Raw genomic sequence first — 22,261 nt, 5'->3', positions numbered from 1 at the left:
ACCACCAGCCCATCACTCGGCGAATCGCACGGCAAATCAAACGACTCGGCACAGCGAGCCACCCATATAACGTCTCACTGGCTTCGCGGGTGTCAACGTTGCCTCTATGGCCGCTGCCGAGCTTCTAAGCACCAACGAGCCCATCGCCCAAAAGGTCGGTCATGACACGATTGCGGCCGGCACCCTTGGCTCGGTATAGCGCTGCGTCCGCCTCTCGCCTCAGGCTTTGCAACCCATAGCCCGAGATCATCGTGCACGCGACGCCTATGCTCGTGGAATACTTCACGATGAGACCATCAATGGTCACTGGTGTTGCTTCAATGGCCGCACGGATACAGTTGGCGATGACCAGCCCCTGCTCAGGGTGGCACTCATGCAAAAGAATCCCGAATTCTTCACCGCCAAGCCGGCCGAAGATGTCTGCGCGACGTAGTTGTTGACCACACGTTGCCGTAGCCCGTTTGAGTACGGCATCACCGATCGCGTGGCCGTATGTATCGTTAACGTGTTTGAAGTGATCAAGATCAAGAAGTACGAGGCAGGCGGGCGCATTTCGTCGTTCTAGATCATGCAATGCACGCTCGAGTTCAGACATGAAATGCTGGTGATTCAGGACGCCGGTAAGCCCGTCGTGATGAGACATATACCTGAACCGGAGTTGCGATCGCTTGGTACGAAACAGCCAAAAGATGACCGATCCAAGGAGGATGGCCAGGAGGGCAATGTACAGACGACTGGTTTCAACCGCCTTGACCGATAAAGCCTTCTCGAGCTTCAGCGCATTATTTTGTTCGGCAAGCTTGTCGGCTTCGAGGCCCTGTAGCAGCGCGCGTTGCTGAACGGCTTCGTATGCGAGCGTACGCGCACTAAGGTCATCGACGTTTCGACGTTCGAGGTCTGCGAACTTTTGATACCAGAGAAGCGCGATCGCGTCTTTTCGATCACGCTTCGCGAGTTCGTACAGGACGTGATAAGCGTCCATGAGGAAATTATCCTGTGCGCCCGGCTTGAACAGCGCAACGGTCGCCTCGGCGGCCCTTCTGGCATCATCGTTACGATTGAGGGCCAGATAGGCATTCCCTCGCTGGCTGTAAAGCGAAGCACGCCCAGCAAAATAACCAACGCGCTCGACCGATGGCGCAATACGATCAAGAACAGCCAGGCCAGCATCCGGCTGCCCCTCTTCGATTAGCAAAGTGCTCTTGGTAAGCCACATCATGTTCGCAAGAACAGGAGACCCCGAAGCGGTGCACGCCTCAATCGCCCTGCCGAGATCCCGGCTATCTGATCTCAGATCCTTTTGCGTATAGCGCGCAGCCATTTCAAGCGCCATGGCGCTGCACGGGGATTCACCTGCCGGAAGATCAGCCGCGATCATCCGCGCGTACTGGATCGCGGTCTCGGGATGCCCTGCAAAATTTAATGTCTGCGACAGGTTACTGAGCAAGGACTGCCTGGCCTGCGGATCCCGGAGCCCCGGCAGGACGCCCACGGCGCGGCGCGCTACGGTGTAGGCATCCTCATAGCGCCTGCCGAAGGAGTAATTCGACATCAACAGGCCCATGGCACGCGCAGCCAGTCCAGCGTGCCCCGAGTGGTCCATGACATCTCGCAGACCAGCTTCTGCCTCTGCGTAACGCCCCATGTACTGCGCCTCTGAGGCCTCGAGGAACCGCAAACGCCACCGCTGCCCCACTGTCATTTCAGAGACTTCTGGGCGAAGTTGCGCCAGCAAGGTTATGACGCGCGCATTGTCTGTCCGAATGGCAGAATCCGCTTCGTCGAGGAGCGCAGTGACATCAACCCTGGGGGATGTCGCCCATGCATCACCCGCCACACAAGCGAGCATCGCTCCAATGAGCCATGCCCTCGCGATTCCATGCAGGCGGGCTAGCATCATGGCTCCCCTAGTGGGTGTTAGCTGCGGCGGAAAGAGCTTGCTGTCCGCCATCCGACCCATCCGCGTCCTCTTCCTCGTCCTGCGAGGGCGTCTGCAGTGGCGGCGTGGGTGCGTCGCGGAATGGGAAGTGGCCTGAATTTGGCTCTTGCATGACGCGCGTACCGAATTCTTTGCTGAGCGGACCACCATCGCGCTGAATTGCCGCGCACGCAAGTGCCTCAGAGGCACCTGCGGCCCGGAGGCGGATGGCGAGCTCATTGGGTGGCAGGTGGCGCAGTGATGCGTCGCCGCCGACGGCTTCGAGCAAATCGATCGAATCGGACATTGTTGTAGTTCCCCTTGAACGCGGAAGGCCCCCGCCCCCCTTGCGCTTTGCCGATTATGTCACGACTGCGTGACGGTTCTCGCCTCCGCGTCCAGCTCCTTCACGCGTGCCCAAGCTTCCAGGTTCGGCTTCATCTCCCGTGCCGGCGGCAGGATGACCGTTTCCGCCACCGTCACGGACGCACCCGGCAGATCCCGCAAGGTAATGCGATCAATACGCGCATCGTGGATCGGCAAGGTGGCACAGCGGTAAATAATCACTTCGTGGTCGAGCGGATAATCCCTACTGAGGCGGTCGACGAGCACCTGGCGATACTCTGCGCCAGTCGCGAAGCGCGCGAGGGTCGTATCGCCCACTAGCCCGATCTGCCAAAGGACGACATACCCGGCGTTGTCGATCTGACGGTCGTATAGCATCAGCTGGCTGGCCTCGAAATGCTGGCAACCAAATCGTCCCGGATCGATACCCAGATCGGCGTAAAGGCAATCCTCGGCAGAGACACCTGCCTCCATATGCGCCGGGTAACCCTCCGCCCGAGCGGCCGCGATCGCCATATGGGGCGTCCAGGCGAAGATTCCCGGATGGCCATAGAACACAGCGCATACCTGCTTACCGGCGCGCACTTCGGCCATGATCACGTCGAGCCATTCCCGATAGGTCACCATGCGCGACTTGCCTTCGGCGTAGTAGCCCTGAAGGCTGCGTACATCGGGGTTCATGCGCTTCAGCCACTCCTCGACCAGGTTGTCCGAGAGAGCGGCGAACACGACATCTGCCTGTTCGATGTGGCTGCGGGAGATCGGGGTGAGGTGGGAACCCAGGGTCATGCCCATGCCGACCAGGGCGAGGCTTCCGGGTTTCGACGATAAGTGGGGGGCGTTTTCCATCCGCGGATCGTAGGGCAAATCCGGCCGCAGCCCCATAGTCCTTTTACATAGTCCATTTTACCGGGCGGACCCCGCCTGGGGCAGGCCTGCCTCTGGATGACTACGACCGAAAATGCTTTTTGTTCATGGGCTTGCGACGAACCCACTGTCTTTCACGGGGGGCGGAGGCCGGGGGCGCGCCTTCCGGTGGCGGGAGAGCATCGCGCGCAAGCGCGCTCCTACAGATGAACCAGCGCCTGGGACGCGGTTTTGTAGGAGCGCGCTGGCGCGCGATCCGGCACTACATCAATCAGAAGAACTTGAAGTTGAACGATACCGTCCAGGTGGAGCCCGGCGCGTAGTACAGGTTGCTGGCGTCGTCGAGCACGTAGTATTTGCGGTTTAGCAGGTTGTCGCCGTTGAACTGGACCGATGCGTGGTCGTTGAAGGCGTAGCGGGCCATGGCGCTGACCAGCGTCTGCGACGACTGGTACAGGCGGACCACGCCGTAGCCGTCGTCGATATCGGCCTTGGAGGGGCCCTGCCAGTTCACGCCACCACCCACGGTCAGGCCGCTCCATTCGCCCGGGAGGGTGTAGGTGGTGAACACGCGGATAAGCGTGCGCGGCAGCGACGGGCGCAGCGCGCCGCCATCGGGCGACTTCACGTTGAAGTGCGACCAGCCAAAGGTGCCGTTCCAGTTGCTCGACAGCGCGCCAGAGGCTTCGAACTCATAGCCGCGCGACGTGGTGCCATCCACCGAGCGGTAGGCCTGGGTGATGCCATCGGGCAGGTACACGCCCGGCAGCGCATCGGCGACGTGATCCTGCTTGGTCTCGAAGAACACCAGCGAGGTGTTCAGGGCGCCATCGAAGTGGCGGCCCTTGATACCCACCTCGCGGCTGGTCCCGAGCACGGGCTCCAGGTAGCTGCCATCTTCCTTGCGGTTGTTCTGCGGATCGAAGATCTGCGTGTAGCTGGCGAACGCCGAGTAGTTCGGAGTGATGTCGTAGATCAGGCCGGCGTACGGGATCGTCTTGCTGGCGGTCTCGTGGTAAATGCCCGCGGTGCTGTCGTTGGTGTCGTTCTTCCAGCGGGAATAGCGCGCACCCACGATCAGCTTCAGGGGATCGGCCAGCTGCAGGCGCGCCGCCGCGTAGGCGCCGCTTTGTTCGGTACGAGCGATCGACACGCGATCGGCCGTAGACGAGAAATCCGGATACGGGTAATCACCGGTCCACTGCAGGAAGTTACCGATATCCGGCAGGTAATCGCCGTGCGGGTACTCGAAGTAATCAGTGCGGTAGTGCGAATCGGTGAGGCCCACCACCAGTTCATGCTCACGGCCGAAGGCCTGGAACGGCCCCGAGGCGTAAAGGTCGAGATTGTTCTGGCTGCCGCGCTGGAAGCTCTTATAGGCGTACGGAATCAGGCCTTCGCCGGTCTCGCGATCAGGCGCGCCGTACACGTAGAACAGGGACGAATCCGCATCCGTCTTGCGGTGGCTCGCCATGGCGTGCAGCTGCCAGCCGTTATCGAAGCTGTGCTTCAGGTCGGCGAACGCCGTCTGCGTGGTGTTGTTCCAATGCGTCCAGTCAGCCGCCGAGGAAAAGCCGCGTGGCCATTTGATAATGCCACCGTCTTGATACAGCACCGGGTACGAACCCCAGGTCACACCCGTCGGGCGCGTTTTCTGCCAGTCGTAACCCACGCTCAGCGTGGTGTTCTCGTCCAGGTCGGCATCGATCACGCCGTAAGCCACGTTCTTCTGGTTGTGGTAACGGTCGATGTACGAATCGCCATCCTCATGGGCCGCGACGAAGCGGCCACGGATCGTGCCCGACGCATTCAGCGGCGTCTGTGCATCCACGGTCTCGCGCTGGGTATTCCACGAACCATAGCTGACCGATACATCGGCCTCGGCCGTGCGGCTATCGGCATGCTTGCGCACGAAGTTGATATTAGCCGAGGGGCTGCCCGCGCCGCTAAGCAGGCCGGTGGCGCCGCGGATCACTTCGATGCGCTCGTAGATCGATGGATCGAGCGACGAATCGGCCGAGCTGACATTCAGGCTCGATGCGATCGGCACCCCATCGTAAGACATGTTTTCGATCTGGAAACCGCGCGACCAGAACACCACGCGCTCGGAATCGTAGGCCGTGGAGTTCACGCCGGTCGTGTTATCGAGCACGGCACGCAAACTGGTGAGATTCTGATCCTTGATGCGCTGATCGGTAATCACGCTGATCGACTGCGGCGTGTCCTGCAGGGTGAGCGGCAGGCGCGTGGTCGAGGCCGACTGGTCGGTGGTGTACGTGGATACCGCCTGCCCCTGTACGTTCACCGCATCCAGGGTGGTGGCCTTCTTATTCACTTTCTTCTCGCCGGTATCCGTACCGTCGGCGGTCTGGGCATGCAGCCCAACAGGAAGAAGCGCGGCGAGCGCCAGCCACAGCAATGAATACCGGGATACACCAGTGGGATTTGACACAGTGGGACCTCTAGATCGGGAACGGGTAATGCGCCGGGAATGCTTAAGGAGTGCGCGTAAGCGGCCCCTAAGCTCCGCATTACCCAATCTTAACACTAATTGCGAATGGTTCGCATCCGCATATTAGTGCAGGTTCCACTCTGCGGATAATCGATAGACGCAGCCTCTTGTCATCATAAGATCAATCAATTTCTGCAATATTCAGCTCGCTCCTATAGTCCAGCTATTGCGTTAGTCACGAGGTGGGTTCCTGCCCCATCTCCGAAGCCAACCCACGAGGGAGAAACGCGATGTCGAACGAATCGAAATGCCCGTTCCACCATGCCGCGGGCGGCGGCCAGACCAACCAGGACTGGTGGCCCAACCGGCTACGGGTCGATCTGCTTAACCAGCATTCGCAACGATCCAATCCCCTGGACGAGGATTTCGATTACGCCAAGGCGTTCAACTCGCTCGATTACAAAGCGCTGAAGAAGGACCTCGAAGCGCTGATGACCGATTCACAGCCTTGGTGGCCTGCCGACTTCGGCCACTACGGCGGCCTGTTTATCCGCATGGCCTGGCACAGCGCCGGCACCTACCGCATCGGCGATGGCCGTGGCGGCGGTGGGCGCGGCCAGCAACGTTTTGCACCGCTGAACAGCTGGCCCGATAACGTCAGCCTGGATAAGGCACGCCGCCTGCTGTGGCCGATCAAGCAGAAGTACGGCAACAAGATCTCCTGGGCCGACCTGCTCATCCTTACCGGCAACGTCGCCCTGGAAAGCATGGGCTTCAAGACGTTCGGCTTTGCTGGCGGTCGCGAAGACACCTGGGAACCCGACCAGGACGTTTACTGGGGCGCGGAAACCGAATGGCTGGGCGGCGATAACCGCTACGGCAAGGTTACCCCCAAGGATGACGGCGTGCTCGTCGCCGATCCGCATCTGCATGGCAAGGAAGAGGACCGCACCGAAGGCGGCCGCAACCTCGAAAACCCGCTCGGCGCCGTGCAGATGGGCCTGATCTACGTGAACCCGGAAGGCCCCGAAGGCAACCCGGACCCCGTGGCCGCCGCGCACGATATCCGCGAGACCTTTGGCCGCATGGCCATGAACGATGAAGAGACCGTGGCGCTGATCGCCGGCGGCCATTCGTTCGGAAAAACGCACGGCGCGGGTGATGCGAAGAACGTACAGGTCGAGCCGGAAGCCGGTTACCTGGAACAACAGGGCCTGGGCTGGCATAACGAACTGCGCAGCGGCGTGGGCGCGGACGCCATTACCAGCGGCCTGGAAGTGACCTGGACGCAGACGCCAACGAAGTGGAGCAACCTGTTCTTCGAAAACCTGTTCGGGTTCGAGTGGGAACTGACCAAGAGCCCCGCTGGTGCGAACCAGTGGGTGGCCAAGGGCGCGGAGCCTTCCGTGCCGCTGGCGTTCGACAAGACGAAAAAGCAGCTGCCCACCATGCTCACGACCGACCTGTCGCTGCGCATGGATCCGGCCTACGAAAAAATCTCGCGCCGGTTCCTCGAGAACCCCGATCAGTTCGCCGATGCGTTTGCGCGCGCGTGGTTCAAGCTGACCCACCGCGACATGGGCCCGCGTGCCCGCTACCTCGGCCCGGAAGTGCCGAAGGAAGTGCTGATCTGGCAGGACCCGCTGCCGGAAGCCGACCACGCGCCCATTTCCGATGCCGATGCCAAGGCGCTGAAGGACAAGGTGCTCGCCTCCGGCCTTTCCGTCGCCGAACTGGTCGCGACCGCATGGGGTTCTGCCTCGTCGTTCCGCGGTGGCGACAAGCGTGGCGGCGCCAACGGCGCGCGTATCCGCCTTGCGCCACAGAAGGAGTGGAAGGCGAACAATCCGGCGCAGCTCGCAAAGGTGCTGGAAAAGCTCGAAAGCATCCGCGGCGAATTCAACAACGGCGGAAAGAAGGTATCGCTTGCCGACCTGATCGTATTGGCAGGTGGCGCCGCCATCGAGAAGGCGGCGAAGGATGCAGGCCACGACGTGAGCGTGCCTTTCACGCCCGGTCGCACCGATGCCACGCAGGAACAGACCGATGTTGCGTCGTTCGAATCCATGGAGCCCATCGCGGATGGTTTCCGCAACTACATCAAGGGCCATTACAGCGTACCGGCCGAGCACCTGCTGATCGACAAGGCCCAGTTGCTCACGCTCACGGCACCGGAAATGACCGCACTGGTTGGTGGCATGCGCGTGCTAGGTGCCAACTTCGACGGCAGCAGCACGGGCGTGCTCACCGATCGCCCAGGCAAGCTCACCAACGACTTCTTCCGTAACCTGCTCGATATGCGATACGAGTGGAAGCCGACGTCGCCGGCCCGGCATGCGTTTGAAGCCAGCAAGCGTGGTGGTGGCAAGACCGCGTGGACGGCAAGCCGCGTTGATCTGGTCTTCGGTTCCAATTCGGTCTTGCGCGCCCTGTCGGAGGTCTATGCCCAGGATGACAACGAGAAGAAGTTCGTGAACGATTTCGTCGCGGCATGGGCGAAGGTGATGAACCTCGATCGTTACGACGTAAAGCGCCACTAAGGGGTCATCGCGTCATGAAGGCCACCTGGTCCGCCGACCGGGTGGCCTTTTTCTTGAAGCGGCCAGCGGCCTCAGGCCATGGTCACGCGATCGCGCCCTTCCCGCTTCGACCGGTACAGCGCGGCATCGGCGCGCGCGAGTGCGGCATCGAGCGATTCGCCGGCATGCAAGGTCGCAATGCCGAAACTCGAGGTCACGCGATCAAGCCGGTCGTCACTGGAGAACGCCGCAGGCACGCTGATCCGCAACAGCTCCATGCGCGCGAGGGCACCATGCACATCGCACCCGGGCAGCAGGATCACGAACTCCTCACCGCCGGTCCGCCCCACCACCTCGCCCGCCTGCACGCTGGCAAGCAAATGGCTGGCAAAGCGGCACAGCACGTCGTCACCCCCGGCGTGCCCCAGGCGATCATTTACGTCCTTGAAGTGATCCAGGTCCGCGATCACCACGACCACCGGCTGGCCGCACGTGCGTAGCCGGGCCACCGCCTCGTCGATACCCCGGCGGTTGAGCAGCCCGGTCAGCGCATCGCTGTTTGCCTGCGTATGCAGGCCTTTCATGATGTCGGCCACGACGATAAGCAGGGTCATCACACCGGTACCGATCATGCCGGTGGGTGTGCCGATCGACAGGACCGCGATGAAGGCCTCGTTGCTGATGACCCCGCCTGGGCGGGCCAGCCCGGCGGCGACCGCCACGCCCACGATGTACACCCCGAACAGGGCCATGGCCCAGCGCGCGACGGCACCCGGGCCGCGCTTGTGCCACAAGGTCGCCACGACCCAGGCCACCATGTAGGCATCGGCGGCAGCGGTGATGAACCGCGAGGTGGCCCGCCAGGCGGCCCCGTGGTCAACCCAGGCCCAGATGAGAATTATCGTAGCCACACCCCAGCCAGCGAGGACCGCACGGGCGGTCGCCTGCTCCCGCAACCGAAAGCCCCAGGCCAGCAACGTGAAGCCCCCGACGGAGGCATGGCAGGCCAGCATGGCGAACAGCACATCCTGGGCCGGCCACAGGGCCCCACCCGTGCGCAGCCCATGGCCCAGCGCGGCCGCGGTGAACGAGCCGGCCCACAGGGCCACGTGCCGGGGGAGCCTGTAGTGCCACCACACGACCAGCAGCGCACAGCCAAACAGCAGGCTGATAACGACAATGCTGCTAGAGATGATCAGGTTTGATAGCACGGCCTACCCTCTGTGGGGTCATTGTAGCCCCGCCGGGGCGCTAAACCGGCAGGGTGGGCGCATAATCGGCAAGGCGCTCACAAAGGGCGGGAACCGAAGGTCTGGCGAAAGATTTTTCGCCCGGCTTCATGGCACGCTACGCCCACACCGACATTCACGGGGAGACGGCGTGAACGGAAGCACGGCCAACAGGGCAACCTGGACACAGCAGTTCGCGATCGCCGCGGCTTACGCGGCGTGCTACGAGCTTGCCCGTTATTTGTCCTTTTCCCATTGGATGCTCACCGCCGGCCTTCGCCTTGCCTGCCTGCTGCTTGTGCCCGTTCGCTTCTGGCCGGCCCTCATCCTGGGTGAGGCCCTGCCCGCCTTCGAGAACGCCCTGCTCAACGAGCCGCAGTTCGGTGGCGCGTGGGCACTCTCCGCCGCCGTGCCCATGGTGCTGCTGTGGATCCCGGTAGTGCGGCCCCTGCGGCAGCGCTGGCCGCTGTATGACGCCAGCGGTTCGATTCGCATCGGCACGCTGCTGACAGCCACGCTCGGCTGCACCCTGGTCAACGCGGTCGCCACCTGCATGACCCTCGAAGCCGCCTTGCTTTCCAACGCCGGAAAGTGGCCCGAGATCTCGGTGGGCACCTACTTCTGGGCGTACATGCTGGGTGGCTACCTGGGTGCGCTCACCCTGACACCGACGATCCTCGCGCTGCACGCACGGGCGGCGTCGACCACGAACATAACCTTCGCCAGCGTGTGGCATAGCCGCCTTGCACGCGACCTGGTCGCGTGGGCCCTGCCGGTGTGTGGCGGCCTGGCCTGGGTGGCCCTAGCCACGGATGACGAACTGCTGCGACAGCTGGCGCGCCTTGCGCTCCTGCTTCCCGTGTTCGCCCTCGCGGTGCGCCACGGCTGGCACGGCACGGCGGTGGGCGGCATGCTGGCCAGCGTTGCCCTGGCCGCGACGGGCACGACACTGCTCGACCCGGCCATGATTCGCTGCCAGGCGGTGTTGGCCCTGTGCATCTCGGGCACGCTGCTGATAGGTGGCCGCGTGGCCCGTCACGCCACCCACGCACCACCGGCCGCACGCGCAAGCCGGTGATGCACAGGCTGCTTCCGCCTTAGCGGAACTTGACGCTGCACTCCGCCGGGTTCTTGCAGTTCACCGGCACAAACGCCTGCACCGCATGATTCGCATGGCCCAGCGAGGCACCCTGCGTGGTGACCGCCATGGCGGAGACGCTCGCGAACGACAGGGCGATGGCAACGAAAGCAACAGCCGAACGAATGAAAGTACGCATGGTGGTTCTCCGCAGTGGTGGTTGGAGTCCCTAGCGTAGCTCTCGATTTGCGCAGAAAGTGCTCAAGTCATGCCGCGTAACATGAGCGTATTCGGCACGCGAGCGATCAGGTGTCGCGGCAGCCGCGCGGCGGTTCTAAGTAGTTATGCTTAGGAAACGCAGGCATTACTTCCTAGGAAAGGCACATCGCTTTCGCCGCATACGCGCGGATCCGGCAAACGTTTCCCAAAGTGTGGCGTGGGTCGCATCACGCAAGGATTTTGCGGAGCGGTTCATGGCACGCTTGGAGCAATACCGACTTACGAGGGAGCAGGCGTGAACGGAGGCACGGCTTTCAGGGCCACCTGGGCACAGCAGTTCGCTATCGCAGGCGCCTACGCCGCCTGCTACGAACTCGCTCGCCATGTTTCGTTTTCGCACTGGATCCTTCCCGCGGGCCTTCGCCTCGCCTGCATGCTGCTCATGCCACGCCGCTACTGGGTAGCCCTGGCGATGGGCGAAACGCTGCCCGTCGTCGAAAGCGCGCTGATGAGCGAGTCGACCTTCGGCGCGGCGTGGGCGCTTTCCGCTTCCACGCCGATCATGCTGCTGTGCATGGCATGGATGCTGCCGCTCAGGCGTCGTTGGCATATCCACGATGACCACGGCCATGTGCGCATGGGCCTGATGATGACGGCTACGCTCGGCTGTGCCCTGATCACCGCCGTGGCGACCACGCTCACGTTGGTTACGGCCTTGACTGCCAACCCGGGCAAATGGCCCGAGATATCCGTAGCCACTTACTTCTGGGCGTATCTGCTTGGCGCCTACCTGGGTGCGCTGACACTCACGCCGTGCCTCCTCGCCCTGCGCGAACGGGCCGATACCGTAAAGGTGCTGACCGTCGCGTCGATCTGGCGCAGCCGCCTGCTCCGCGACCTGACGGGGTGGGCCGTGCCCATGCTGGGTGGCCTGGCGTGGCTTGCCATGGCAACCCAAAACGATGGCGTACGCCAGTTGGCCCGGCTGGCCATACTCCTGCCGGTGCTCGCCATGACCGTTCGCCATGGCTGGCACGGGAGCGCTATCGGCGGCATGTTCGCCAGCATCGCCCTGGCGGCCACCGGCACCGCGCTGCTGGATCCCGCCATGATCCGCAGCCAGGTCATGCTCGCCCTGCTTATCTCAGGGTGCTTGCTGACCGGCGCGCGGATAACCCGCCACGCCGGCCAGGCGGCATCTGCCGCCGCACTCAAACACTAAGGATCACGGGCCGCGAACGCTGCATTCCGCGGGGTTCTTGCAATCCACGGGTACCGCCAGGAGGCTCACCGTACCCGTGGGGCTCTTCGACGCGGTGACCGTCACCGTGTCATCGCTGTAGACCTGCTCGCCCGCCGGCTGCGCGGGATCGAGCGTGCCCTCGGTCGGCGTCACGACGTTCGCGGAATCCGAGCCAATCGGCAGGCCGGAGATCGCGGTGGTATCGGGATTGCCCGTGGCGGTGTACTGCACGGCCGCCCGAACCACACCGGCGGCATCGTTCACCTGCACGTAGCGAACACCATGGCGCTCAAAAACGTACACGTGGTAGTTCGGGCTGGTACTGGCATCGACCGCGTTGGGCCATGCCTGGCCCAGGCCGGTGGATGGCGGGGTGGCCGCCATGGCCGCACCGCAGCCGAAGGACAATGCAAGGCCAGCAACTGCCAAGGCAAAACGAATGGGCGAACGCATAGCTAACTCCGCTTCGGTTGGGTGGAGGCCGTAGCGTAGCGCCGTCGTTGGTCAGAAAGTGAGCAGCCGCATGACGTGGTCATGAGCGTATTCGGCATGCCCGGCCGAGCAGCCTGTTCCGATTCATGAGAATCGCCTAGGCCGGAACCACCGCCACCAGTGGGGTCACGGCGACGACCTGCCCTGCGTCGAGCTTCACCACGCGATCCGCCACGTTGAAATAACGATCGTCATGGCTTATGGCAATCACCGTTTTCCCCCTTTTTTTAAGCTCCGGAAGCAGCGTGCGGTAGAAGTAGTCGCGAAACAGTACATCCTGGTCGGCGGCCCATTCGTCGAAGAAGAAGATCTCCCGGTCCTCCGCGTAGCACTGCAGCAAGGCCAGGCGTTTGCGCTGCCCGGTCGAAAGCGTAAGTTTTGACAGTTCGCCGGCATGAACGCTCACCTGAGCGCCCAGGCCCAGGGTGTGAAGCAAGGCCGTGATCCGTTCATCCGGTAACGGCACGCCCTGGTTATCAAGTACGTGCGGGAACAGGAAGAAATCGCCAAATGCTCCGGTAAAGCGCTGCCTGTGCGCGGCACGCTGGGTGGCGACAGGCATGCCATCCATGACCACGTCCCCCGTACGCGGCGAAAGTAGCGACGCGAGGATGAGCAACAAGGTGGATTTGCCACTGCCGTTGCCGCCCACGATGAAAAGCAACTCGCCGCGGTGAATCTCCAGATCGACCGGTCCCAACGCGATACGCCCCTCGCCCTCGCCGGGATACGCATAGCTCACGTTCCTCAGTGCCAGGGTTTGCCATGGCGGCGCGGCGACGTGCGGTGCTTCACCCACCTCAACCTCGTCATCGCCCAGATCGAGACCTACTTTCTGCAGATGGCGAAGGCTGGCCGTGCCCACCCCCACCTGGCGTGCCGCGCTGGTAATGAACGCGATGGGTCCGCCCAGAAACAAGGCGCCGATGACAAACCGCGTTACGGTTTCCGCAGGCAGCGACAGCGCGGCGTAGCCCACGTAGACAATCACGAACACCGATCCGTAGACGACCGCGGACGACCACGCCTCGTTGAATCCCAGGCCGGCATGGACCTGGATCATGAGCCGCCGGGCCCGGCCAATGGCGGGGCGCATGAGCGCATCCGCCACATGCCGCGCGCGCGCCGCGTTCAAGGCCATTTCTTTCTTTCCCTCGCTCAGGTAGCGGAAGTATTCGAAGAGTTTTTCGTTGGCCTCGCGCAATGCATCGAAACGTTGTCGCAGGAATCGCTCCAACAGGATCGATGCGGTGGCACTGGCGAAGAGAAAGCCGGCAAGTATTCCCAGCAGCGACGCCGATACGCTCGAAAGATACGCCGCGTACAAGATCACCAGTAATACGTTGTACGCGAGCATGGGGGCGACAAGCACCAGTGGCGCGATGGCGGCGACGTCTTCAATCAACGAACCGAAGATGGCGTGCTTCTCGTTCGCCAGCGCCTCGTACTCGAGCTTGATGAAGCGCCGCGACAAATCCATACGCAGCTGCGCGACCAGGTCGCCGCCAAGGCGCGCAAGGATCGCCTGCGATGCCGCACCGGCGAGCAGCACGGCCGCTAGCCATGCAAGACCACCGGCCAGTGCCGGCGTTCCATGCGCCGTGCCACTGGCCGCGATGCGATTGATATGCGCGAGGAGCGACATCGTGCATACCGCGCTGACGCAAGAAAGTGCGATGGCGGCCGTAACCAGTCCACGGTGCCGGTAAATGAAACGCCTGACGATCATCGACGCGCCCTTCGCTCCGTGCATGCCGGTAACGTGCATCGTGCCAGACGAACAGCACACATGCGTCATGCGTTCTCAACGCAAAAACGGCAGTGCTCGGTAAATCACGTGCCGCCGGGCGCAGAATCGCCCAGCGCCGTCGCGGACGCGCCCGCTGCGAATGGCGATACACCCACGGGCGCATACCCGTTACACACCAAGGAGTGTTCCATGCAGACCGACAAGATTCTGGCCGGGTGGCTGAGTGGTGCGGATAGCGTAGGTGGGTATGACAACCCGGCTGGCTCCCTCTATACCGAGGGCCAGACGCAGACGATGGCCGCGATGGTGAACGCCGAGATGGCGCTGGCCTCGAACTGCAGCTCGTGTACGGCCTCCCGGCCGGGTCTCTGCTGCTAACAGCTAGCGGCAGTACCGATAGCCGTGGCCGACCACCACGGCTATCTCTCCTCATTCCTTTGCATGACCACGGACTTTCGGGATCCGCCCCATGGATGTTTCGGCATCGCAGAATGCTTTCGCTCCTGTCATTGCGTTTGTTATTGCCGATACACGGCACCGCCTCGCGGCAGCCATCAACGATCAGCCCGGATTGAGCGATGCCGAACGGCGCCACGTCGCCGCGACGGCCGACCAGGCGCTGGTCGAGAATGCTTCCCGCAAGCTCAACCGTGTGCTTCTTCTGGAGCTGCACGCCGCCCGGCTCGGTGGCGAGCTACCGGCTGATGAAGAGGCAGGCTTCGCGGTCTTCGTTCAGCACGCGACCACACCCGCATTCATTGCTGCGCTCCAGGGCCGCTATCCCGCGCTTTTCCCACGCCTTACGCGCGCACTAGGCCAGCAATGCGACGCCATCACCACACTGCTTGCCCGCCTGGCCAGCGATCGTGAGGCACTTGCCGTGTTCGCAGGCACCGCCCTGGGCAATCTCGTTGCGCTGGACCTTGGCGAGGGCGATGTGCACGAAGGTGGCCAATCCGTCGCCCGGCTGTCCTTTGCCGGCGGCACCCTGATGTACAAACCGAGGTCGCTGCGCGTGGATGCCGCGCTCGATGATTTCCTGGAGGCCCTGATGCCGGGCGATGCCTGCCGCATCCGGGTCCCTGCCGTACTCGATCGTGGCGACTACGGCTGGGCTCGTCATGTCGCCCATATCCATTGCGTGGATGATATTGAGCTGGGCATGTTCTACCAGAACATCGGTCGCTGGCTCGCCGTGATGCGCCTGCTGGGCGGCACTGACATCCATTACGAAAACCTTATCGCATCGTCCGTCGTGCCCTACGTGGTCGATGTGGAAAGCCTGTTTGTCACTGAGGTACCAACGCCGCCCACCGGCAAGGGCCAGGCCGTGGACCTCGCGCAGGCACTGATTCGCTCCTCCGTGCTGCGCACCGGCCTGGTGCCGTTCCGCGCCCCGGTGCTTGGCCTCGATGGCGTCGATATCTCTGCCATCGGCGCCCTGCAGGGCGAGCAGCCAAAGATCCGCGTGCCCGAGATTATCGATGGCGGCACGACGCGGGCCCGCGTCGGCCTGGTCAGCGTGGATATCGACATCGGCAAGAACCACCCCTGCACGAACCCGGACATTTCGCGTTTCTGGGAGGACATCGTCGCGGGCTTTCGCACGATGACGGATAACCTGATGCACCGCTATCACGAAGGCACCCTGCTGGCGTTGATGCAGCCCTTCGTCGGGTGCCGCATCCGTCGAATCCGCCGGCCCACGCAGGCCTACGTGGAAGTGATGCGAATGCTGTGGCACCCCGCCTCGCTGCACGACGAGCCTGCGGCGATCGAGCGCGCCCGCGACCTGCTGGCACGAAATGCCGAAGCCCAACCCATCGCGCCTTCCGATCCTGTCGTGATCGCGGGTGAAATCGACGATTTGCGCTACGGCGATGTGCCTGTGTTCGTGAACATCCTGGCGCAACCCCAGCTTGATGAGGTGTTCCAGGCGTGGGTGGATATGCGCATGGAACTGGAGGAGCTGACGATTCGTGGCGCGCTGGTGACAGCCCATCTCAACGTGCGCCTCAACGACGACAAGCGCTCACCCTACGATCTCTCAGCCAGGCGGCCCTATGCCGACGACGTGGATCTGCGGCGCCGACTGATGGCACGAGAGACCGTGGAGCAGTTACTGAAGCTCTCCGTGCGCGGCGACGACGGCACCATGACCTGGATCAGCCCGATCCTGGGACGTGGCGGCTGGACCATGCGCACCCTGCAACCCAACCTGTATGTCGGCCTGGGCGGGATCGCCCTGGCCCTTGCCGGCTATGCCGAGGAGATGCGCCACGATCGCGTGGATGAAGTCGATGGTGTGGTCGATGCCCTGCACGGCGTGTTGCGTGTGATGCGCACCGCCGAGGATACCGACGAGCCCGAGGCCATCGGCGGCTTCATCGGCCTCGCATCGCAGGTGCAGATGTGGCTCACGCTGGATCACCTGCGACCGGGGGAAGGCTTCCTCGATAACGCGGTGCGCCAGGCCGAACGCATGGAGGCGTGGGATATCGAGAACGAACGCGTGCTCGACATCCTCGAGGGCGTGGGCGGCGCCATCGTGCCGCTGATCAATCTGGCGGAGGCGAGCGGCGATCTCCGATGGCTCGCCCTCGCGCGCAGGGCGGGTTTGCGGCTCGAAGCGTCGGCCATCGTCGATCACCTCGGCGCCCGCTGGCCGGCATCCATTTTTGATGAGCCCATCGGCGGGTTCGCTCACGGAGCCACGGGTACCGGTTGGGCGTTAACGCGGCTGGGCCTCAGTGACGCGGGCGACGCCGTGGACCGCCACCGCTGGCTCGATCTCGCGGAACGCGCTTTTGATTTCGAGGAATCCTTGTTCCTTGCCGAAGAAGGCAACTGGACGGATGTGCGCAAGCCGGAGAGCCGGGACTTCGCCGATACGTGGTGTCACGGCAGCGTGGGGATCGGCTTCGCTGCGGCAGACCTCTACGAGCGCACGCACCACCCGCGCCACCTCGATACCCTGCGCCGCGCGGTCGATGCCGCCGCACGCGGTGGCTGGGGCCATAGCCACACGCTCTGCCACGGTGACTTGAGCACGTGGGAACTAATGGCCCGCGCAGCACGTGTCGCACCGGGCATCGTCCCGGAGAGCACACCCGATGGCATCCCGCTCATTCTTTCGAGCATCGAGGAACACGGCATCGTGGGCGGCCTGGCGCGCGATGCGTTCACGCCTGGGCTCATGAGCGGCGTTTCCGGCTCCATCGTGCAGCTGTGCCGGATGCACCCGGCATGCCGGCTGCCGTCGTCGTTGCTGATGGAGTATTGCCGGGCGGCTTAGTCTGATAGGTTCCCCCAGGCAGGGGGACAATCTGTCGTGAGGGGTGGCTATGGCTGTCACGCTTGGGCTGAGTCGCAAGTTATTGCGGCTCGCGACTGCGCTCGTACTTCCGTCGTTCTTCACCGTGGCCGCGTCCGCGGCTACCGCACCTGGGTTCGTGCCAGGCTCCGCCAATGTCGCCGTGGCGGATCCCACGGTGCCGAGGCCGCCAGGCCGTTCATGCGTCGTCCCGTTGTTCAACGGCTTCCAGTTCACCGATTTCTCTAACCACCCTTACACCTATGCACCGCCCACGGGCTGCGGCCGCGCCTGGTCGAAGGTGGTACTGGAAGCCGATTTCGCGGTGACCGCAGGTCGGCAGTTCGACCGCACGGCCTCGCTCTGGCTGGGTGGTGCGAATATCTACTTCGGTACGACCCAGGAACCGTCGGCCACCGTGGCGCCCACCTGGCACATCGAACGCGATGTCAGTGACTTTGCGAGCCTGCTGGCCAATCCCCAGAGTGGCCAGGCCATCCTGGGCAACATCGTCGATGGCACGTATACCGGTGTGATCAGCGGATCGGCGCGGCTGGTGTTCTACCCGGCCAACATCCTTGCCCCGAAGGTGGACGCACCCGACGCGGTATTCCCGCTCTCCGATGGCAGCGCCGGCGGCCCCGTCACGCTGAATACCGGAACCGACACGTTGTCGCGCACCTTCACCCTGCCAACCAACATCGAGCGTGCCTATATCGATGTGTTCGCCCAGGGCCAAGGCGGTGATGAGTTCTGGTACTCGTGCGTGCCGGATGACCTGGCCGATGAACTGCAAAGCTGCGGCGGCGGTGCGTTCCGCGAAACGCAGGTTGCCATCGACGGACAGGCCGCGGGCGTGGCGCCGGTGTATCCGTGGATTTTTACGGGCGGTATCGATCCGTACATGTGGCGACCGACGCCAGGCGTGCAGACGCTCAACTTCCTGCCCTATCGTGTGGACCTGACCCCGTTTGCCGCACTGCTCAACGACGGTGCACCGCACACCGTCACCCTGACCGTGACGGGCGCCCATAGGTACTTCGCCGTTACCGGCAACCTGTTCGTCTACCAGGACCAGGGGCGCAAAAAGCTCACCGGCGCGCTGACCACGAACACCCTGCAAGGCCAGGCCGCCGCCGCGACCGTCGAAAACACGGTGACGGATGCCAACGGGGTGGTCGGCGGCAAGGTCACGACTAGCGCAACGCGCACGTTCCACACGGCGGGCTATCTCGATACATCGCACGGCCGCATCACCACGGATGTCGCGCAGACGGTGGCCTTCACGAACGCGCAGGATTTCACCATCGATGCGACGCAGTACGTGCAGGCCATCGACCAACGCGCGTCCGTTGCCAGCACGACCAGGACGCGCGTAGGTGCCTTCGGTCTCGGCACCACGATGGAGGCCAGGTACGACTTCCCGCTATCGGCGCGCTTTGCCTATGCGTTTGATGCGGACGGTAATATCGTGTCGTCGCCGAGCCATGTCACGCAGGGCTTTACGCGGCACGTCACGAAGAAGCTGGGCGCCCTGACGCTGTATCGGAGCGATGTGGATAACCACATCGACACGGGCGATACGCTCGCCTTCTCCGGCGGCGCAGTCACCGGACACACCGGCCAGGCCAGCACCCAGTCGTTCCGTTTCAGCGATAACCTGGGTAGTTGCTACAGCCGCGACATCGTCACGACCACCGGCACGCTGACATCCGCGACCGATGGCGTTGGCTGCACGCGTGGGCGTAATACGTTGCCTTGGTTCACCCACCCGGATGGTTCGCCCGATACGTCGCGCACGGAGGATCCGGGTTCGTTCTGATCTTACGAATGGCAAGTGGTTGCCCCGGGGAGGGAAACACCCCGGGGCAACGCATGCGGTCAGTTACTTTCGACGAAGCTGATGTGCGGCGAGCTGCCGCCCGTCGCGGTGCAGCTACCCAGGGTCAGGTTGTTCTGCTCGTACGTGGTGCCGGCACTGCCCAGGCAGGTCGGTGCCGAGGTGCTGCCATCGTTCACGGCCAGGTTCACCGTGACGTGCGATCCCTTGTTGAACGACACCACCGGGTTATCGCTACCGTTGCCGAAGATATTGAACTCCGACTGGTTCCAGATGCGGTTGATGTTCAACGTGGTGGCCGTCTGGCTCACGCTGTGCGCTGAGCCGCTGACCGAGAAGGTCACCGTATCCACACCGCCCGAGGTGGCCGAACCGGTGAGTTGGATCGTGCCGATGTTCGACACGGCGACCAGCGGCACGCTCACGGCGTTGCTGTTGCGGTAGCAGGCGTACTGCGCCGGATACGAATACCAGCCCGATGGGCAGCCTACCGAGTTGTACTGCGACTGGCTTCCGGCGAAGAACCAATCCTGGATAAAGGCGACCGGCGTGCGGCCGTTGGCCGAGTTGCCGTCGCTATCCGTGGAATAGATGAACTGCTCCCACGTCTGGCACGAGGAATAGCCGAACTGGCTGCATGTGGTGGGGTTGCTGCCGATGTTGGTGTTGATCTGCAGCGAGTAATCCGCCGTGCCCGTGGTTACGCCGGTCACGGTCGGAAAGGTGCCCACGGCCGATTTCGTGAGGCTGCCCGTGCGCGCGGCGTAATCGTTGCCGTTACCCACGGTGAAGATGCTTTCACTGCGCGCGGTGGTGGTCAGGCCATTGCCATTCGTGACCGGCGGCACGGACACGAAAGACGGCGGCGCTTCACAGCGTTCCGCCTGCCACCCCGCGCTGGGGAACGAGGCGTGGAAGCACCCTTCCACGTTCGGCGCTTGTTGCCTGATGGTCTCGTTCCATGACGACACCGCCTGGGCTTGCGCCGCGGCAGCGATATCGAACGATTGCTCTGCCGCCGATGCGATCGACAGTGAGCCAGTGGTGATCAACGCTGCCAGGACGCCCGTCGTTAGCAGATACTTCTTCATAGAAGCCATGCAACTCCCCTTTCCTAAAAGGTTGAGTGCGGTCAGCCTCGATTCCCGTCCATGGGTAATAGCACTACGAAATTTCTCAAGCGTGGGCGGGGGTCACAGTTTGCGGATGCACGAATTCGGTAAACGAAAGGGCGCAACGTTTCCGCTGCGCCCTTTCGTGGTCATTTATTCGCATATCGTGTGTGCTGCGCGATCAGAATCCACCGCGCATACGCGATACCGCCGCCTGCGCGTTGTAGCGGCGCGATGCGTCCGCCATCTCCACGCTGACGATCGTCTTGCCGATCGGCGCCAGCGCGATGCCGGCGAGCTTCAGGTGCTGAATGCCGAACGGAATACCGATGATGGTGATGCAGCACGCAATCGCCGACATTACATGACCGATCGCGAGCCACAGGCCGGCGAACAGAAACCAGACTACGTTGCCGATAAAGCCTAGTCCGCTGGTCCCGATGTCGTGGCGACCGGAGTACTCCGCCCGGTTGATCGCTTCCTTACCAAACGGGAAGAAGGCGAACTGGCCAATCACGAAGCAGGCGCGTGCCCAGGGGATACCCACGATCGTGATCATGCACAGCAGGCCGGCAAGCCACCAGCCCACACCCATCACAAAGCCACCCAAGACAAACCACAGCAGGTTGAAAAGCATTCTCATGGTGTACTCCCTGTTTACCCGGGTGAGAAATTACTTAGATCGCGCCAGGGGAGACAGTGCTGGAAGGCCTAGGACCGGCAACAAAGCCAACACTCATTCCCACGAGGGCTTGCCGCACATCCGAGACCTTTTGGTCGTTCGTCATCGGCCCGATTCACAACGCGACCAGATCATCGGACTAGAGGGTTATCGTTTGTAGGACACCCGCGGGGTCGTAAACCTGTAAGTCAGATGCCGGGCGCTCAGAACTTCGGTAGACGACGAGGTTCCGTCCTCCCGGATGCGCTTGAGATGGGAAGATGATGCCGTCCAGACCGGCCGCGACAACGTCATCAGACATGTACCAAGTGGGCGGCTCAACATGACTGCCGAACCACTCGCTTCGCCAATCGATAGCAAAGTCCGCCCAAAGAGGTGGCCAATGCGCTGCTTCATAGCCCGCGCTCAGATCGGCGAGATTCATATTGTTCAGGAAGAACGTACAAATCGTGCCCGGAGGCAGCCAGGGATTGTCCTGCTTGTATTCCGCCAGAGCAGTGGCTTCATCGAGAGCGAGATAAAGCGCTTCCTGACCTGGCCGATTGAAGCGCCCACCCTTCCGGGCGGCCCCCATCCCTGAACGTGGCGTGGTCGCGTAGCGCGGAGCTATGACGCGATAGCACGCAAGGAGCGATCCTGCTCCGACGTTTGCAATGATCATCCAGCAGCACCACCTGCCATCGATTCAAGATATCCAATAACGTCGTCGGTCCTGCCGTCCTGGATCAGCATGTCGGCCGTCTTGTAGCCGAACGCGCGAAGTGGCTCGTTACGGACAAGAAATGCCGCGCGGTCAATGTCACCAGTCATCTCGGCTGCCGCCGCCAGAACGCGAACCATGTCCTGCAGATATTTCTGGAGTTGAGGAGCCTGCGGGCGCGACGTAGGCGTATTTCGGTGGACATGGGCCCGCTCAGCCAGCTCCTGCACCCGGAACCCAAAAAACTCCCCCACCTTGGCAGGCGAAAGGTACGGAGTATCCGACTCGCGGAAACGCTCGATCAACGGCGGTTGGAACACGGCGACCATGGCGACCTCGCATCGTTCATGCACTTATTATGCACCTCCTACGCAGCCAAGAGCAAGTTTCGCCCATCCATCCGCTGCAAGGGGCGCGCGATGGTTACAGCTCAACCGGCTGCGTGGTGCGAGAAATCAGAGGGTTACAACCTGACGCGTTCATCCGAACGTCCTTATGTAAG

At 62.9% G+C, this 22,261-nt stretch carries 18 protein-coding genes; 6 read left to right on the top strand and 12 right to left on the bottom strand.

The genetic code is table 11. The features are described from left to right. Positions 1–124 precede the first annotated feature (124 nt). From L2Y97_RS03115 to L2Y97_RS03100, 4 genes are all read right to left on the bottom strand, one after another. Positions 125–1,900: a diguanylate cyclase gene (locus tag L2Y97_RS03115; protein WP_247432851.1), complete on the bottom strand. Its 1,776-nt coding sequence runs from the start codon at positions 1,898–1,900 to the stop codon at positions 125–127. Positions 1,901–1,907: 7 nt separating this feature from the next. Next, positions 1,908–2,225 carry a hypothetical protein gene (locus L2Y97_RS03110; RefSeq protein WP_247432848.1) on the bottom strand — a complete coding sequence of 106 codons (318 nt, stop codon included), beginning with the start codon at positions 2,223–2,225 and terminating at the stop codon, positions 1,908–1,910. A gap of 59 nt (positions 2,226–2,284) precedes the next feature. Beyond that, a complete protein-coding gene (locus L2Y97_RS03105; protein WP_247432845.1) occupies positions 2,285–3,112 on the bottom strand; it encodes an SAM-dependent methyltransferase in 828 nt (275 codons plus the stop codon). 289 nt (positions 3,113–3,401) lie between these two features. Then, positions 3,402–5,582: a TonB-dependent siderophore receptor gene (locus tag L2Y97_RS03100; protein WP_247432842.1), complete on the bottom strand. Its 2,181-nt coding sequence runs from the start codon at positions 5,580–5,582 to the stop codon at positions 3,402–3,404. A gap of 290 nt (positions 5,583–5,872) precedes the next feature. On the opposite strand from L2Y97_RS03100, the gene katG reads away from it, so the two are divergent. Further along, positions 5,873–8,122 (top strand): catalase/peroxidase HPI, encoded by a 2,250-nt coding sequence (gene katG / locus L2Y97_RS03095; RefSeq protein ID WP_247432839.1) that lies wholly within the window; start codon positions 5,873–5,875, stop codon positions 8,120–8,122. Between the two features lie 71 nt (positions 8,123–8,193). Here the strand turns inward: katG and L2Y97_RS03090 are convergent, their stop codons facing one another. Next, positions 8,194–9,312 (bottom strand): GGDEF domain-containing protein, encoded by a 1,119-nt coding sequence (locus L2Y97_RS03090; RefSeq protein WP_247432837.1) that lies wholly within the window; start codon positions 9,310–9,312, stop codon positions 8,194–8,196. Positions 9,313–9,481: 169 nt separating this feature from the next. Here L2Y97_RS03090 and L2Y97_RS03085 point away from each other — a divergent pair, with 169 nt between their 5' ends. Next, positions 9,482–10,408, top strand: coding sequence for an MASE1 domain-containing protein (locus L2Y97_RS03085; RefSeq protein ID WP_247432835.1), 927 nt, complete (start codon positions 9,482–9,484; stop codon positions 10,406–10,408). 19 nt (positions 10,409–10,427) lie between these two features. Here the strand turns inward: L2Y97_RS03085 and L2Y97_RS03080 are convergent, their stop codons facing one another. Next, positions 10,428–10,607 carry a hypothetical protein gene (locus L2Y97_RS03080; protein ID WP_247432833.1) on the bottom strand — a complete coding sequence of 60 codons (180 nt, stop codon included), beginning with the start codon at positions 10,605–10,607 and terminating at the stop codon, positions 10,428–10,430. A 315-nt stretch (positions 10,608–10,922) separates the two neighbouring features. On the opposite strand from L2Y97_RS03080, the gene L2Y97_RS03075 reads away from it, so the two are divergent. Continuing rightward, complete coding sequence (locus L2Y97_RS03075) at positions 10,923–11,849, top strand: MASE1 domain-containing protein (protein ID WP_247432830.1); 927 nt, start codon at positions 10,923–10,925, stop codon at positions 11,847–11,849. 3 nt (positions 11,850–11,852) lie between these two features. Here the strand turns inward: L2Y97_RS03075 and L2Y97_RS03070 are convergent, their stop codons facing one another. Together L2Y97_RS03070 and L2Y97_RS03065 are read right to left on the bottom strand one after the other, a co-directional pair. After that, on the bottom strand, positions 11,853–12,323 hold the full coding sequence (locus L2Y97_RS03070; RefSeq protein WP_247432827.1) for a hypothetical protein: 471 nt from the start codon (positions 12,321–12,323) through the stop codon (positions 11,853–11,855). A 136-nt stretch (positions 12,324–12,459) separates the two neighbouring features. Next, positions 12,460–14,091: a cyclic peptide export ABC transporter gene (locus L2Y97_RS03065; protein ID WP_247432825.1), complete on the bottom strand. Its 1,632-nt coding sequence runs from the start codon at positions 14,089–14,091 to the stop codon at positions 12,460–12,462. Between the two features lie 210 nt (positions 14,092–14,301). On the opposite strand from L2Y97_RS03065, the gene L2Y97_RS03060 reads away from it, so the two are divergent. The 3 genes from L2Y97_RS03060 (at position 14,302) to L2Y97_RS03050 (ending at position 19,247) form a co-directional block, all read left to right on the top strand. Continuing rightward, positions 14,302–14,490 (top strand): DUF6229 family protein, encoded by a 189-nt coding sequence (locus tag L2Y97_RS03060; protein WP_247432822.1) that lies wholly within the window; start codon positions 14,302–14,304, stop codon positions 14,488–14,490. 91 nt (positions 14,491–14,581) lie between these two features. Then, a complete protein-coding gene (locus L2Y97_RS03055; protein ID WP_247432819.1) occupies positions 14,582–17,407 on the top strand; it encodes a type 2 lanthipeptide synthetase LanM family protein in 2,826 nt (941 codons plus the stop codon). Between the two features lie 49 nt (positions 17,408–17,456). Beyond that, complete coding sequence (locus L2Y97_RS03050) at positions 17,457–19,247, top strand: peptide-N4-asparagine amidase (protein WP_247432816.1); 1,791 nt, start codon at positions 17,457–17,459, stop codon at positions 19,245–19,247. A gap of 59 nt (positions 19,248–19,306) precedes the next feature. Here L2Y97_RS03050 and L2Y97_RS03045 read toward each other — a convergent pair whose 3' ends face one another. The 4 genes from L2Y97_RS03045 to L2Y97_RS03030 all read right to left on the bottom strand — a co-directional run bounded on the left by L2Y97_RS03045 (position 19,307) and on the right by L2Y97_RS03030 (position 22,088). Beyond that, positions 19,307–20,365: a hypothetical protein gene (locus L2Y97_RS03045; protein WP_425492813.1), complete on the bottom strand. Its 1,059-nt coding sequence runs from the start codon at positions 20,363–20,365 to the stop codon at positions 19,307–19,309. A gap of 193 nt (positions 20,366–20,558) precedes the next feature. Continuing rightward, on the bottom strand, positions 20,559–21,020 hold the full coding sequence (locus tag L2Y97_RS03040) for a YccF domain-containing protein (protein ID WP_247432813.1): 462 nt from the start codon (positions 21,018–21,020) through the stop codon (positions 20,559–20,561). A 178-nt stretch (positions 21,021–21,198) separates the two neighbouring features. Then, positions 21,199–21,720, bottom strand: a complete 522-nt coding sequence (locus L2Y97_RS03035; RefSeq protein ID WP_247432810.1) for an RES family NAD+ phosphorylase — start codon at positions 21,718–21,720, stop codon at positions 21,199–21,201. After that, positions 21,717–22,088 (bottom strand): DUF2384 domain-containing protein, encoded by a 372-nt coding sequence (locus L2Y97_RS03030; RefSeq protein ID WP_247432808.1) that lies wholly within the window; start codon positions 22,086–22,088, stop codon positions 21,717–21,719. The genes L2Y97_RS03035 and L2Y97_RS03030 overlap by 4 nt, the downstream gene beginning before the upstream one ends. Positions 22,089–22,261 lie beyond the last annotated feature (173 nt).

This window comes from Luteibacter aegosomatissinici, from assembly GCF_023078495.1.
GTDB classification, from domain to species: domain Bacteria; phylum Pseudomonadota; class Gammaproteobacteria; order Xanthomonadales; family Rhodanobacteraceae; genus Luteibacter; species Luteibacter aegosomatissinici.
The sequence above is the reverse complement of the archived record's forward strand: the minus strand, read 5'-3'. Positions and strand labels throughout refer to the sequence as shown.